Annotated in this window: 9 protein-coding genes and 2 pseudogenes; 1 reads left to right on the forward strand and 10 read right to left on the reverse strand. The window is 75.0% G+C overall.

Annotation, left to right across the window (positions count from 1 at the left end; genetic code table 11):
* Positions 1–45 precede the first annotated feature (45 nt).
* From VR45_RS30140 to VR45_RS30155, 5 genes are all read right to left on the reverse strand, one after another.
* Positions 46–1,863 (reverse strand): VgrG-related protein, encoded by a 1,818-nt coding sequence (locus VR45_RS30140; RefSeq protein WP_045943036.1) that lies wholly within the window; start codon positions 1,861–1,863, stop codon positions 46–48.
* The gene (locus tag VR45_RS30145; RefSeq protein WP_234326311.1) at positions 1,860–2,687 is read right to left on the reverse strand and encodes a LysM peptidoglycan-binding domain-containing protein; all 828 of its coding nucleotides are present in this window, start codon (positions 2,685–2,687) and stop codon (positions 1,860–1,862) included. Before VR45_RS30145 ends, VR45_RS30140 begins: the two co-directional genes overlap by 4 nt.
* Before the next feature lie 109 nt (positions 2,688–2,796).
* Positions 2,797–3,222, reverse strand: coding sequence for a phage tail protein (locus VR45_RS30150; protein WP_045943037.1), 426 nt, complete (start codon positions 3,220–3,222; stop codon positions 2,797–2,799).
* Between the two features lie 3,161 nt (positions 3,223–6,383).
* Positions 6,384–6,542 carry a DUF6760 family protein gene (locus tag VR45_RS48045; RefSeq protein ID WP_167349762.1) on the reverse strand — a complete coding sequence of 53 codons (159 nt, stop codon included), beginning with the start codon at positions 6,540–6,542 and terminating at the stop codon, positions 6,384–6,386.
* Positions 6,539–7,033: a zinc-ribbon domain-containing protein gene (locus VR45_RS30155; RefSeq protein ID WP_045943038.1), complete on the reverse strand. Its 495-nt coding sequence runs from the start codon at positions 7,031–7,033 to the stop codon at positions 6,539–6,541. Before VR45_RS30155 ends, VR45_RS48045 begins: the two co-directional genes overlap by 4 nt.
* A 149-nt stretch (positions 7,034–7,182) precedes the next feature.
* On the opposite strand from VR45_RS30155, the gene VR45_RS30160 reads away from it, so the two are divergent.
* Positions 7,183–8,466 (forward strand): RNA-guided endonuclease TnpB family protein, encoded by a 1,284-nt coding sequence (locus VR45_RS30160; protein ID WP_045943039.1) that lies wholly within the window; start codon positions 7,183–7,185, stop codon positions 8,464–8,466.
* Here VR45_RS30160 and VR45_RS30165 read toward each other — a convergent pair.
* The 5 genes and pseudogenes from VR45_RS30165 to VR45_RS30185 form a co-directional block, all read right to left on the reverse strand.
* The gene (locus tag VR45_RS30165) at positions 8,453–8,893 is read right to left on the reverse strand and encodes a phage tail protein (protein ID WP_045943040.1); all 441 of its coding nucleotides are present in this window, start codon (positions 8,891–8,893) and stop codon (positions 8,453–8,455) included. The genes VR45_RS30160 and VR45_RS30165 overlap by 14 nt on opposite strands.
* A gap of 71 nt (positions 8,894–8,964) precedes the next feature.
* A pseudogene (locus VR45_RS30170) lies at positions 8,965–10,508 on the reverse strand (phage tail sheath family protein).
* A gap of 282 nt (positions 10,509–10,790) precedes the next feature.
* Entirely contained in the window at positions 10,791–12,926 is a 2,136-nt protein-coding gene (locus VR45_RS30175) for an ATP-binding protein (protein ID WP_045943044.1), read from the reverse strand.
* Positions 12,927–12,934: 8 nt separating this feature from the next.
* A complete protein-coding gene (locus VR45_RS30180; RefSeq protein WP_045943041.1) occupies positions 12,935–13,684 on the reverse strand; it encodes a DUF4255 domain-containing protein in 750 nt (249 codons plus the stop codon).
* A pseudogene (locus tag VR45_RS30185) lies at positions 13,681–14,434 on the reverse strand (DUF11 domain-containing protein); the annotation flags it as partial. The pseudogene VR45_RS30185 and the gene VR45_RS30180, both read right to left, overlap by 4 nt.

A 14,434-nucleotide genomic window follows, 5' to 3' on the forward strand; every position in this document is an offset into this window, starting at 1 on the left:
GGGGGAGGGGGAAGGGGCGGGGGAGCGGGGGACGCTCACACGGGGTCAGTTGATCCGGATGAGCCGGGCCTTGAGGACGGCGAGCAGGCCGCCGTCGACGGAGACCTCCGCCGTCCCGGACACCCGGACCGACCGGCCGCCGATGCTGACCCCGGCCGTGCCGTCGATGTCCACCTGCCGGCCGGTCACCTTCACGGTGCCCTGCCGGGCGTCGAGGGTGATGCCGTCCCGGTCCAGCAGGACGGAGGTCAGCGGACGGTTCCGTCCCGCGTACACGGTGAGCTCGATCCGGTCCCGGCGGTCGTCCAGCCGGACCTCCAGCCGTTCGTCCCCGGTCACCAGCCGCAGCCCGGAGGGGCCCGGCGCCGGCGCGTCCAGCAGCTCCACGCGGTGACCCGAACGCGAGGCCACCGAACGGCGGTTGACCTTGCCGCTGGTCCGGTCGACCAGCGGCACCTCGTGCGGCGAGGGCTGGTCCACCCCGTTGTAGAGCCCGCCGATCACGTACGGACTGTCCAGCAGGCCCTGCTCGAACCCGACCAGCACCTCGTCGTTGACCTCGGGGCTCACCACCCCGCCACCGCCCTTGCCGCCCCACTGGACGGTGCGCACCCAGTCGGTGACGTACGTGTCGTCCAGCCAGGGGAACGTCAGGCGCACCGCGCCGCGTTCGGAGCCGTTCGGCTCGCGCACGTCCGTCACCACGCCGATCGCCAGACCGGGGATGCGCGGGCCGCGCCCCGGAGCGTCGGCGCCGGTCATCAGACCGGGCAGGGAGCGGTCCGGGCCGGCGCCGACCCACACGGTGGTGCGGTAGCCGCCGTGCGGCTCCAGCACGTGCTGCACGGCCGTTGCCGTGTAGCGGCCGGAGAACGCCGGTCCCACGTTGCCCAGCGCCACCGGTCTGCCCGCCCGCAGCAGCGGATTGCCCTCGGCCACCGCCTCCAGGTCGCCGAAGCCGGCGCTCACCCGGGCCGCCGCCGCGCGGGCGACCGCCGCCGTCTCCGCCTGCGTCCGGTAGGGGGTGTCGGTGACGGCCACGGCCGACCTCCCGAACCGGGCGGCCGACCCGGGAGCGAGCCCCGGCACCACGGTCTCGCTGACCACGGACGGCTGCTCGGCGACCAACGGCCGCTTCGTGGCGACGTCCCAGCCGCGCACCTGCACCTTCGAGGCGCCGTCGGAGGCCGACAGCGCGGCCCGCAGCGCCAGCAGGTTGCGCCCGTACTCCAGGACCATCGGGTCGAGCGCGGCCGAGGTCGAGGGGGAGGGCGCCCCGGACGCCTTCGCGGGCCTGGTGAACTGGAGCAGCCCCTTGTCGTCGACGCGCACCTGCGCACCGCTCTCGCCCGCGAGGAACTGCAGGAACTCCCAGTCGGAGACGTTCGCCTGGGACAGCTGCCGGTACGTCACCGGCGCGGCCTCCACCCTCCCGACGGCCAGGCCGGCGCCCGCGGCCACCTTGCGGACGATGTCCGCGGCCGTCATGTTCCGGTACGCGACGACCTTGCGGCCGCGCTGGAGCCGGTGGGCCTTGGAGTAGGCGCGGACGACGGTGAACGACCCGGTGCCGTCCCGGTCGATCTCCAGGGCCGTGACCTCCCCGTTGAACAGCCGCTCCCGTGCCTGCCCCTTCGCGGTCGTCACCGACACGCGCAGCGGGGAGCCGATGGTGATGCCGGTGGAACGCAGGAACTCGTGGTCGGGGTCGCGGTAGGTGAGCACGGCGGCGTCCGGCAGGCTCACGTTCTCGTCGACCACGCAGCTGACCAGCTGTGCCGCCCAGATCTGCGGCAGCTCGCCGGGGGCCTCCACGATCGGGTCGGCCGCGAAGGACCTGCCCCCGGAATCGAACCCGCTCACCGTTCCCCCTCGCCGCTGCCGCTGCTTCGTTCGTTGTCGAGCTCGTTGTCAAGGCCGTTGTCGGGTCCGCTGTCGGGTCCGTTGTCGAAGGCGTGCCCGTCGCCGGTCACCCGGGCGTGGTCGTCGTCCCGCAGGGCCGGCACCACCAACTCGGTGCCCGGGGCGAGCGCCATCGGGTCGTCGATGCCGTTCGCCTCCGCGATGACCCGCCAGGCCGTCGCGTCTCCGTACTCGCGCCAGGCCAGCATCGCCAGGCTGTCGCCTGCCACCAGGGTGTGCGTGCTGCGCGCGGTGCGCGCACCCGACGTCGGGTTCTGGCCGGGCGGTTCGACGCTCGCCTCCTCGATGGACAGCGAGCAGGTCGCCCGCAACGGCGTGCCGTCCACGTCGAAGAGCGTGTACGAGACCGACAGGTTCGACAGCACCCCGTCGAACGAGGTGGTCCGCGCGCTGCCCCACTCGAAGCGCACCCAGGGGCTCGCCGGCTTCTTGCGGCCGAGGCTGGCCGGGGTCGGCACGCACGCCTTCATCAGCTTCTCGACCGCCTGCTCCACCGAGTCGTCGTGGGTGGCGGTGGCGTCCAGGAAGACCTCCAGGCTCAGGGTGCGCGGGCCGCTGCCCACGAACTCGGGCAGCGCCGACTGCCCCGCCATCCGGGACGGGGACCGTCGCCACTCGGTGGTCTTGCCCAGTTGCAGGTTCGAGGGGTTGAACTGGAGGTCGAGCCGGGCGATCGTCCCGCCGGGCTTGGCCCCGACCGAGGCCGGGGGCTCTTTCAGGGTGAGCTGGGCCCTGGCGCGGCTGGCGCGTGCCGAGAAGGCCATGGCGTGGCTTCCTTCCGGAGCGGGAGTGCGGCGGTCGTCGGACGGGGGCGCTGGTGGGGCGGGGCGGTGGTGGGGCGGGTGCTGGTGGGACGGGGCGCTGGTGGGGCGGTCAGGCGGGGACCAGTCCCGCGTGGGCGATCTCCAGGGTCTCCACCGCGGCCGCGGAGTTGGCGGGGTCGAAGGACGGACCCTGCCAGCGGACCGGGACGATCCCGAAGACCTGCCAGCTGATGATCCGGCTCAGGTCGGGCCGCAGGGCCACGATCTCGCCGTCCTTCGGTTCGACCCGCCGCAGCGTCTCGTCCAGCCAGCGGCCGATCTTCGCCGTGTCGGCGGTGACCGGCCGGGTGAAGGTGATGTTCGACCAGGTCACGCGACCCGGGAGCTGCCAGGTGAAGCCGTTGTTGCCGCCCTCGGCGTAGCTCTCCATCTCGACCTCGGCGCCCATGCCGGAGCAGGTGTGGAAGGCGCCCAGGTCGTTGCCGCCGATCGCCAGCCGGAAGAACACGCTGGTCGCGAAGATGTTGTCCGTCATCGTCCGTCGTCCGTTTCTCGTTCGTGCGGGTGCTCAGCGCCGGCCGTCGAAGGTCCTGCCCGCGCGGTCCCGGCCGCGCCGCAGCTCGGCGCGCAGCAGGCGGGCGACCGGGTCGAGCAGGCGGCGTGCCAGGTCGTCCAGGTCGAGATCGCCGCCCTGTGGTCCGGCGTCCCGCGGACTTCCGCCGGTTCGGTCGGAGGCGGTGACCCGCTGGTCCGGAACGGTGGTGCGCGGGGCGGTCGTGGTGGCGGTGGCCGGGGTGGTGGTGCGCTGGGCGGTCGTGTGCTGGGCGGTGGGCGGTGGTCGGGACGGTGCCGCGGACGCTGCCGGTGTCGCGTTGCACGGGGAGCGGGGGCGGGGGCGCCGCCGGGGGGACTCCCGGCGTGCCGCCGGGGTCCGGCGTCCTGGACCGCAGCAGCGGCACCACGGGCACGGGCCGCGCCGAGGATTCGGCCGGGGAAGGCCGGACCACCAGTGGTGGTGCGTGCGAGGTGGTCACGGGCAGCGGGCCGGACGGGCGCCCGGGGCCGGAGGTACGGAGGGCTTCGGGTCCACGAAGGCGGTCGGACGGGCGAACGGGTTCGGACGGGAGACCGGGGCCGGACGCGGACGCCGGGTGCGGGCCGGGGGAGCCGGGCGCTCGCTGCACGTGCTGCGGCGCGACGGTGGAGGGCGCGGCGGTGGCGTGCGGGGCGGTTGAGGGCGGGGCGGCCCAGCGTGCCGCGACCACGGGGTGGCTCACCGCACGGGCGGCAGTGACGGGGGCCGTCGCGCTCCCCATGTCCCGGCCGCTGCCAACGGCCAGGGGCCGCGCCGCGAGCAACTGGATACTGCGGTGCGGAGCGGCCGGCGCCCGGCCCGGGGTCCCGGCCCGACCGGCGAGAACGAGCGGGACGGGCCCGCTCGTCCGGGCCCCTGCGGGTGGCGCGGGCAATCCGGCGCGACCGCCGTGCCGGGACGCGGTGGTCGGGGAAGCGGTGGTCGGTGGCGTGGGAGCCGGTGATGCGGGAGCCGGTGATGCGGGGTGCTGTCCCGCTCCTGGCACGGACACGGGCACGGGCATGCGCTGGACGGTGGACGGGGCCGCGGGACGGTTGGCGGTCGGTGGCATCGCGGGCAGCGGGGCCCCCAACCCGGCGCGCGGACGTCGCGCGGTCCGCCCGGGGCCGCCCTCGGCAGCCGGAGCCTCCCCCTGCCGCTGCACGACCGGCAGGGCCGGCGCCGGGGGCGCGGCTGCGGAAGGGGAATCGCCGGTCCGCGCCCGGACGGTCGCGTTGTCACCCAAAGGTGCTGCGGTGGTGGGGAGTTCGGCCAGTGGCGGACCGAGAGTGGGTCGGCGGACCGCGCGTTGCACCGGTGCGGCGGTTGTGGTCTCCGTCGGGCGCTGGACGATCGGCATGCCCGGTGCGGGAGGCGGCGCGGGATCTGCTCCCAAGGGCTCTGTCGTGGTGGGGAGTTCGGGTGAGGCTGTGCCGAGGGTGGGGTGGTCGGCCGCGCGTTGCACGGGCGTGTCGGTCGCGGCCTCCGTCGTCCGCTGGACGATCGGCATGGGTGGTGCGGGGGTAGCGGGATCCGGCCCCAGGGGCGCTGTCGTGGTGGGGAGTTCGGGCGAGGGTGCGCCGAGGGTGGGGTGGTCGGCCGCGCGTTGCACAGGTGTGTCGGCTGCGGCCTCCGCCCGGTGCCGGAGCGTGGGCGCGGTTGGCGCGGGGGCGGCAGCCCCCGACGCCAAGGTCCCACTGGAGGATGGGAGTTCGGACGCCGAAGCGCCCGGGGCAGGACGGTCGGCCGCACGCTGCACGGGAGCCGCGTCCGCGCCCCGAGCCGGAGTGCCGGGCCGGTCGAGGACGGTCTCCGCCTGCCGCTGGACGACAGGCATGGCCGGTGCCGGTGCCGGTGCCGGTGCCGGAGCGGGGCCGGGGCTAGCCACGTCCGAGGATGTGGCGGGCGCCGCGACTTCGGTCGGCGGGGTGCCGAGAGGAGGCGCGTGGTCGGCCGCCCGCTGGACGGGTGCGTCGGGGGAAGGTCCGCCGGTCTGTGCCGGGGGGACGCTAGGGCGCACGGCGGGCACCCGGCGCCTGGGTGCGGCGGGTACCCGGGCGACGGTCAGTGACCGGCCGACAGGGCGTGTCCGGACCACGGCGGGTGTCGCTTCGGTGCGGTCCGCCGACGCCCCTTCGCCAGAGTGGCCGGGACGGGTGCCGGTGGCGGCGGGTGCCTCCCGGTCGGATCGGCGGCCGGTGGAGGCGGGCAGGGACCCGGCTCCGGTGGCGGTCCGCTGCACGGGGCGGCCAGCGGGGGCCGCCCCCGGGGCGCCGGGGACCACCGCGATGCGGCGGACCAGCGGGAGTCGTGCGGGCGCCGACGTACGGCCGGTCCCGGTCCCGGCCGGGGCTGCGGCGGTCGCTTCGGCTCGCTGGACGACGGGAGCGGCGTCGGTGCCGAGCGTGTCCGGACCGAGCGCGTCCGGACCGAGCACCGCCGCGGACCGCGCGGGCGGGCGGCCACGGGTGCCGGGTGCACCGGCCTCGTCGGCCCGCGAGCGTCCGGCGCCGGCGCCGGCGCCGGTGCTGACGGCGGGCGCGGCCTGTGCGGACACCGGAGCGCCCTTCGCCGAAGCACGCGAACCCGACCCACGCGCACCCGACCCACCCGGCCGTGGCCGCCCGGTGGCCTGCGCACCCGGTGCGCGAGGCGCCTCCTGCTGCGGCGCCCCCGCCCCCACCTCCGGAGCGGCGTCCGCCCCCGGCACGGCGTCCGCGTCGGACGGGCGCAGCGCCCTGAGCAGCAGCGGGCCGCCGCCGGTGTGGGTGGGGTGCGCGAGGGCGGGGCGGGCGATGCCGCGGACGAGGCCGGTCGGGGCGGTCGGCAGCAGGGCGTGGGCGAGGCCGGTGTCGAAGGACGGATCGCGCCAGGCGGCCAGCCCGTCCCGGAACGAGAGTCCGTCACTGACGCTCATCGGCGCCCGGGACACGGTCAGGAGGGCCGGCGCGGTGCGGCGCCATCCGCCGTCCCAGTCCGCGGGCACGCCCGGGCCCGGGCCGGCGGCGGCCGCCTGGACCGCCCCCGCCGCGCCCGCACCCGCGGCCGTGCCCGCACCGTCCGAGGACGCGGCGTCCGGCACGGCGCCCCGCCGGCGCACCCTGTCCCGCCACGCCATTTGCTCAACCGCCTTCGTTCATACGGGAGTTGATCTGAGCGATCTCGGTGACCCACTGCCGGCGCTCGGCATGGGTCAGGTCGAGGATCTCGTCGCGTTGCCAGTGGAAGTGGTAGGCGATGTACGCGATCTCCTCCCTGAGCCGGGGGAGCGCGTACGTCACGATTCCCCCAGGCGCCCACCGGAGAGGTCGACCTCGAAGCCGCCCTCGCAGTGCGGGCAGGTGACCGCCGCGCGGGTGTGGCCCTCGCTGTTGACGCGCCGGTAGAAGTCCTGGAGGAACGCGACGTCGGTCGCGTACATCCGCTCCACGACCCCGGCGTGCACATCGGTGACGGTGCCGAGCCGGGTGATGACCTGGCTGAGCAGCACCACGCTCAGGTACGCCGGGTTCTCCTTGACCCGCAGGTCGATCTGGGGCCGGAGCTCGTCGCGGGCGGTGGCCAGGCGCATCGAGCCGTGCCGGTGCAGGGTGCCCGCCTCGTCCACGTACCCGCGCGGCAGTTCGAACTCGAACTCGGTGCGCAGCGCGTGCTCCTCGCGCCGCGCCGGAGCGCCGGCGGAGGGTGCCGTCGGCGGTGCCGGGGCCGGGGCGGGCGCCGTGGCCTGGAGGATCTCCTCCAGGCTGCCCGCCGTCACCGTACGTCGCCTCATCGGGGACCTCCGTGGATACCCCCGGCTTTGGCCGGGGGAGGAAACGGACCGCCTGCGGAGCAGGTCAGGGAGCGGCGTTTCGCCGTCGAGGCGGACCGCCATGCGGGTAGTCGCAGGCCATTGTCAGTGCCTGTCGGTAGGTTGATCTCGTGCATCTCAGGTACTCGTATCGCATGTATCCGACGGTGGGTCAGCGGCAGTCGCTGGCGCGTACGTTCGGGTGCGCGCGGGTGGTGTACAACGATGCGCTCACCATGCGTAAGGCGGCGTGGAAGACGGACCGGTCGAGGATCCCGACCGGTGTTCTGGCCAAGTCGGTGATCACCGATGCGAAGAAGACGGACGCCAGGTCGTGGCTGGGGTCCGTGTCGGTCGACGCGTTGCAGTCGTCCATCCGTGACCTGGACACGGCCTACCGGAACTTCTTCGACAGCCTGTCCGGGAAGCGGGCCGGTCGCCCGGTGAGCCTGCCGCGGTTCAAGTCGCGCAAGGACAGCCGGCAGTCGCTGCGGTTTTCCCGCAACGGCTTCCGCATCCGGGGCAACGGCAAGCTGAATCTTGCCAGGATCGGCGACGTCCGGGTCAAGTGGTCCAGGGCCCTGCCGGCCGATCCGTCGTCGGTGACGATCGTGCTGGACCCGTCCGGCCGGTACTTCGCTTCGTTCGTGGTGGACATCGAGCCGGACCATCTCGCCGAGCTGGATACCGAGGTGGGCATCGACCTCGGGCTGACCACCTACGCGGTGATGTCCGACGGCACGGTGATCGACAACCCGCGTTTCCTGCGGAAGGCGGAGAAGAAGCTCAAAGCCGCGCAGCGGGCGCTGTCCCGTAAGGCGAACGGGTCGAGGAACCGGGCGAAGGCCCGGCGCAAGGTCGCCAGGGCGCATGCCAGGGTGGCCGATACCCGCCTGGACTGGCTGCACAAGCGGACGACCGGGCTGATCCGCGAGAACCAAGCGATCTACCTGGAAGACCTGAACGTGCGCGGTCTGGCCGGAACCCGCCTGGCCAAGTCCGTGCACGACGCCGGATGGTCCACCTTCCGACGGCTGCTCGAGGAGAAAGCCGCCCGCTACGGACGGCACGTCGGCATCATCGGCCGGTACGCACCCACGTCGCAGGTGTGTTCCACCTGCGGGGTCCAGGACGGACCCAAACCGTTGAGTATCCGCACGTGGACGTGCGGTGCGTGCGGTACCTCTCACGATCGTGACCTCAATGCTGCTCGAAACATCCTGGCCGCCGGGCGGGCGGACAGGCTAAACGCCTGCGGAGGGCCGGTAGGACCTGGCGTGGCAATCCCACGCCGGGCGCGGCCCGTTGAAACAGGAACCCACCGGAACGCCGGCCGCACCGGGCGCAAGCCCCGTGTCGCAGGCGCGGCCGGAATCCCCGTGCTTCAGCGCGGGGAGGATGTCACTCGACGATGATCTCCTCGAACACGATGGTCACGGACTCGGTGGCCGCGGCGGACTCGCCGGCCTTGAGGGAGGGGCCCTCCCACTTGGAGGCCCAGCCGTTCATCAGCTGGATGCGCCGGACGGTCTCGCCCGTGGAGTCCTTGATCTCGATGGTGAGGTTCTGCCGAGCGGTGTCGACGGCCCCGTTGTTCAGGGTCTCCTTGATCCACAGGGTGAACTCGCTGCTCTTGTCGAGTCCCCGGGTGATCGTGACCTCGCCGGCCTGGCGGGCGCCGGGCTGCTTGCGGATGATCTGCTTGCCGTCCTTGCTGACCTGCCGGACCTCGACGACCTCCTCCTCGACGGTCAGGCCGCTGATCTCCTGGATCGACTCGACCAGGTAGCCGCCGAGCTGGACGCCGAAGATATGGGTGGAAAGAGCATCGCCCTCTGCCATGACTGTCTGTCACCTTTCCTTGCTGCTCGTCCCGGCTGTCCCGGCTGTCCCGGGACCGCCGGACCTGCGGGTCACTCGTCGACGAGGCTGGTGCTGTCGGAGAACTGCGCCAGCCGGAACACCACGAACTCGGCCGGCTTGACCGGTGCCACGCCGATCTCGCAGATCACGCGGCCCTGGTCGATCGACTCCTGCGGGTTGTTGTCCCGGTCGCACTTGACGTAGAACGCCTCCGCGGCCGTCCGCCCGAACAGTGCGCCGCGCCGCCACTCCTCGGTGAGGAACGCGGTGGCGTTGCGCCGGATGCTCGACCAGAGCCGGTCGTCGTTCGGCTCGAAGACCACCCACTGGGTGCCCAGGAGGATGGACTCCTCCAGGTAGTTGAAGAGGCGGCGCACGTTCAGGTAGCGCCAGGCCGGATCGGAGGAGAGGGTGCGGGCGCCCCAGATCCGGATGCCCCGGCCGGGGAAGGCCCGGACGCAGTTCACCCCGATCGGGTTGAGCAGGTCCTGCTCGCCCTTGCTCAGACGCAGTTCCAGGTCGACCGCGCCGCGGATCACCTCGTTGGCGGGGGCCTTGTGCACTCCGCGCTCGGCGTCGCTGCGCGCCCACACGCCGGCGATGTGGCCGCTCGGCGGGACGGTGGCGTTGCGCCCGGCGGCCGGGTCGAAGACCCGGATCCACGGGTAGTAGAGGGTGGCGTAGCGGGAGTCGTAGCCCGCCTCGTCGTTGCGCCAGGCCCGCACCTGCTGCGCGGAGAGACCGGGCGGGGCGTCCAGGACGGCGACCCGGTCGCCCATCTGCTCGCAGTGCGAGATCACGGCGAGCTGGACGGTGCGCACGCCCTCGGCGTCGATGTCACCGCGCTGGTGGGAGCCCATCAGGTCGGGCACCGCGACCATGGTGATCTCGTCGATGGTCTCCAGGCCGCCGAGCCCGGTGCGGGTCGCCGCGTCGCCGACGTACTCGGCCGGGTCGAGCCGGGCCGCCGCGCCCTGGCCGGCGGCCGGGGCGGGCCGTCGGGTAGGGCCGAGGTCTGGTTCGCGGGCCGGCCCTGGGCGGTGCCGCGCTGTTCGGTGACCTCGATCAGCGCCGAGCCGCGGGCCTGGGTGACGAGGTAGCCCTTGACGTTCCGGCGGGCCGACACCTCGAAGGTCTCGGCCACCGCCCCGTCGCGGTGTACCAGCAGCCTGAACCGGTCCTCGGGCGGGTTCTCGCCGTCCGCGTCGGCGATCTCCACCGAGACGCCGGTGACGCCCGGCCGGGCCGAGAGCAGGAACCCGCCGAGCGCGACGGGTTCCGCCGCGCGCTGCTCGGGGACCGCGGCGGCGGGCGCGGAGCTGTCCCGGTCGGAGCCGCCGACCCGGACGACGTACGCGGCGCCGCCGCCGTTGGCGAAGTACCCGTAGACCGCGTGGGGCAGGTAGGCGTCCTCGGTGAACCCGCCGAAGCGCTGGGAGTACTGGTCCCAGCTGGTGACGAGCGTCGGCTCGTGGAACGGGCCGGTCAGGGTGAACCCGACGAACGCGGCGACGGCGGTGCCGACCCCTTCGATCGGGCGGGCACCGGACTGCACCTCCTCCACGTAGACCCCGGGGGTGAGGTACGTCGGCATGCTCGCTCCTTCGTGTCACCGGTCTTCGGTGGACGGTGGTCGTCGGTGGACGGTCTTCGGTGGATCTCCGGCCAGGTTCTGCGGACGACGGACGGCGGAACGCCGTCGACGGACCCGGTCGCGCGCCGTCGCGCCCCGCCCCCAGCCTTTCCGGCGGGCCGTCGCCGGCGGGAGGGACCGGGGGACCTGCCCGGGGGCAACGGCGCTGCCCTCCCCGGCCCTCCCCGGCCCTCCCCGGTCCGCCGCGACGGCCTGCCGCGATCGACCGCCGGCCGCCCCGGCTCAGACCCGCGTGACCTGGGCCACGTACGGTCCGAACTCGCCCTCCAGCACCAGCCGGCCGAGCTTGCGGTACTCCTGCGCGACCGCCGTCACTGTCTGGGCCATCGTCAGCGGTCCGCCCGACTCGGCGGCGAGGTACGCGGCGGTGACCGCGCAGGCCCGGATGGAGCCTCCGGCCAGGTCGAACCGGTCCGCGCAGAAGTGCAGGTCGAGGTCGTCGCCCCGGGGTACCCGGTCGCCCAGGCAGCGGTCCCACAGAGCGAGGCGCTGGTCGGCGTCGGGTACCGGGAAGTCCGCGATCACGTCCAGGCGGCGGGTGAAGGCCTCGTCCAGGTTGGCGCGCAGATTGGTGGTCAGGACGGCGATGCCGTCGAAGGACTCCATCCGCTGGAGCAGGTACGCCGACTCCATGTTGGCGTGCCGGTCGTGGGCGTCCTTGACCTCCGAACGCTTGCCGAAGATCGCGTCCGCCTCGTCGAACAGCAGCACCGCGTTGACGGCGGAGGCCTCGGTGAAGATCCGCTCCAGGTTCTTCTCGGTCTCACCGACGTACTTGTCGACCACCGTGGAGAGGTCCACCACGTACAGGTCCATGCCCAGGTCGGCCGCCACCACCTCGGCCGACATCGTCTTGCCGGTACCGGACGAACCCGCGAACAGCGCGATCACCCCGCGCCCCCGCCCGCCGCCGGGCCGCATGCCCCACTGCCCGAGCACCTGTTCGCGGTGGCGGGCGCGCACCGCGAGCTCCCGCAGGCTGCGGTGGGTGGGGGCGGGGAGCACCAGGTCGTCCCAGCCCACCGCGGGTTCGACCCGGCGGGCGAGGCGGGCGAGCCCCGCGCCGTTCTGGGCCCGGACGGCCGTGCGCAGGTCGTCGGGGGAGACCGGGCGGCCGTCGAGCGCGGCCGTGCGCACCGCGGTGCCGGCGGCCCTCCGCAGCTGTCCGGCGTCCAGGCGGTGCGCGGCGACGGACCGGGCGAGCGCCTCGGCCGCCCCGTCCTCGGCCCCGTCCTCGCCGAGGCCAGCGCCGACGCCTTCGTCGCCCCCCGTGCCGTGCTGCTCCCCGGCCTGCTCCAGCGCGTGCCGCCAGCGGGCGACCTGCCGGTCGGGGGCGGGGGCCGCCACCGTCAGGGTGACGGGGGTGTCGGCCGCCCAGGAGGGTTCCCAGCCGCCGGTCCCGTGGGTGAGGAAGGGGAGGCCGCGCAGGGCGTCGCACAACGTGCGAAGGATCCTGGCCCGCTCGTCGGGCTGGTCGGGCAACTCCTCCAGCGGCCCCAGCAGGACGCCCGCGCCCAGCAGCCGGGCCTCGCGTGCGACGGCCCGGGCGACGCCCGGCACGCCCCGGGGGTCGTGGGCCAGCGCCGCCGGGTCCAGGGCCAGCGGCGGCAGCCCGCCCGCCCGCAGCGCGGCGACGGCCAGCCCCTCGGGATCGCCGCCCCGGCTGCGCAGGTGGACATGGCCGGTGCCGGTCCCGGCCGCGGCGGCGGCCCGGCGCAGCTCGGCCGGGTCGACGGCCGGATCAGCCGCCGGACGGCCGAGCACGCCGGTCAGCAGCGGGTCGGGCGCGGTGTCGCCCAGCAGGTGCGCGGTGACCCGGTCCGGGACGGTCAGCACCCGGGACAGGGGCGGCCGTTCGGGCTCGGTGACCTCCAGCAGACCGCCCGCGACGAGCGGCGCGGAGGGAGCCAGCCGGAACCGGGCCGCCGCCACCCCGCGGTGCCCGCACAGTTCGAGGGCGAGCCCGACGGTGGGCCGGCGGCGGGTCAGGTCGTCGTTGAGGTAGCCGTAGAGCCGCTCGAAGCGAGTGTCGAGGTCCGGGGCCAGGGCCACCAGCAGCAGGTCCAGGTCCAGCGGCGCCAGGGCGAAGCGGGCGGCGAGCACGGCCAGCGGCGATCCTGGCGGCGGCGCGTCCGGACCGGGCAGGGCGGGCGGAGCGGGCCGGTGTCCCTCGTCCAGGACGCGGGCGACCGCCTCGGGGGTGAGGAACTGGCCGCGGTACGGATCGTCCGGATCGGGATCGAGCGCGCGCCGGACCGCGACGGCCTCGCGCACCCGCTCCTCGACGACCCGCAGCCGCGTCCACAGGTACGGGACCGGAGCCGGGACCGGGGCGGTCGTCGCGGCCGCGGGTTCCAGGGTCCGCGTCACGGCTGCCGCTCCCCGCGTCGGCGGCGGGCGGGGGCCGGTCCCCGCTCCCGGGGACCGCCGAAGCCCTCCGGACCGGGCTCGGCCGCCTCCGTGTAGCGCAGGCGCCGCGCGGCCCCCGGCTCCTCGGGTGCGGTCCGGGCCGCGTCCGGTGCGCTCCGGGCCGCGTCCGGTGCGGTCGTCCGGGCCGCGGCGCGGACCACCAGCCCCTCGGTGACCGGCGGGGCGACGGCGGTGGTGGCCCCGGCCAGCGGCGCCCTCACCCGCAGCCCCAGCGAGGGCTTCAGCTCGCCGCCCAGCGCCGACCACACGTCGGAGGCGGCGGGCGCGTCGAGCCCGGTGCCGCCGCCGTCCAGGCCCACGATGAGGCCGAGTTCGGCGAGCGAGCCGGTGAGCAGGCGCGGGGGCAGCGCGTCGGTGGACACCAGGCACCTCAGCACCTGGGAGAGCAGCCGGTGTTCGTCCTGCGGCCGGCTCGCCCACGCGGTGACGAGGTACGTCAGCTCGAACCAGCGGGCCGGGGCGCGGCGCGCGGCGAGGAAGCCGTCCGCGTCGTACACCTCTCCCGCGCCGCTGGCGCGCCGGGTGTGGTCCTCGCGGACGTCGTACAGGAACACGCACACCGTCGGGGCGCTGCGGCGGGCCGCCCAGTCGCGGGTCGGCGCGTCGAACACCACGTCGACGCCCGACGCGTCCAGGCCGGACTCCGCGAGCAGTCGGCGCAGCCCCTCGTCGACCTCGTGGATCATCGGCGGATCATCTCGTTGGGCGGCTGGACCGTGCCGCTGACCACCAGGAAGTCCGTCCGCACCGGGGAGAAGCCGGGGCCGCTCGCGGTGATGACCCGGGGGCCGGTCCGATCCTTGGCGAGGATCAGCAACTGGCCGATGAACCGGCCGTCCGGCCCGGGGACGGTCGGTGCCGCCGCGGCCGTGATGCCCGGCTGCCAGGTGAACCGCACCGGCGCGCCGGGCGGGAAGTCCTCACCGCGCACCGAGGTGACGAAGCCGGGCTTGCCGATCGGCGGGACCGCGACGATGCGCGGCTGGAGGATCCGCAGCTGCTGACGGGCTTCGTTGTCGCCGGGGTCGGCGTCCGTGCCGGTGGTGGTCAGGGAGCCGGTCACCAGGCCGGTCAGGGCCCGATCGGGGCTGAGGACGACCTGGACGACGGTCCGGGCGCCCGGGGCGAGGTCGGGCAGCGCGCACACCCAGGCCAGGTCGCAGCCCGGCGGCGGCCCGTCGTGGGGCACGCCCCCGGGCAGGCCCACGCGGAGCCGCAGACCGGTGGCCAGCCCTTCGCGGCCGTTGCGAACGGTGTAGGTGAGGACCACGCGACCACCCACGTAACCGGGGTTCGGCTGCGCCGTGAGGCTCAGTCCCGGGCCGGCCGGCGGCGCGGGCGGCAGCGGCGCTGGTGGCCGCGGCGGGGGTGTGCCGAGCGGCGACGGGGCCGGCGGAGCGGGGGCGGGTGCCGGGGCCGGCGGCGGCGGCGGTGCC

It is taken from the genome of Streptomyces sp. NRRL S-495 (genome assembly GCF_000966955.1).
GTDB classification, from domain to species: Bacteria; Actinomycetota; Actinomycetes; order Streptomycetales; family Streptomycetaceae; genus Kitasatospora; species Kitasatospora purpeofusca.

Coding starts and splice junctions, on each gene's coding strand:
- VR45_RS30150 (WP_045943037.1), bottom strand. CDS start 3,222: ATGACGGACAACATCTTCGCGACCAGCGTGTTCTTCCGGCTGGCGATC.
- VR45_RS30155 (WP_045943038.1), bottom strand. CDS start 7,033: ATGAGGCGACGTACGGTGACGGCGGGCAGCCTGGAGGAGATCCTCCAG.
- VR45_RS30145 (WP_234326311.1), bottom strand. CDS start 2,687: ATGGCCTTCTCGGCACGCGCCAGCCGCGCCAGGGCCCAGCTCACCCTG.
- VR45_RS30180 (WP_045943041.1), bottom strand. CDS start 13,684: ATGATCCACGAGGTCGACGAGGGGCTGCGCCGACTGCTCGCGGAGTCC.
- VR45_RS30165 (WP_045943040.1), bottom strand. CDS start 8,893: ATGGCAGAGGGCGATGCTCTTTCCACCCATATCTTCGGCGTCCAGCTC.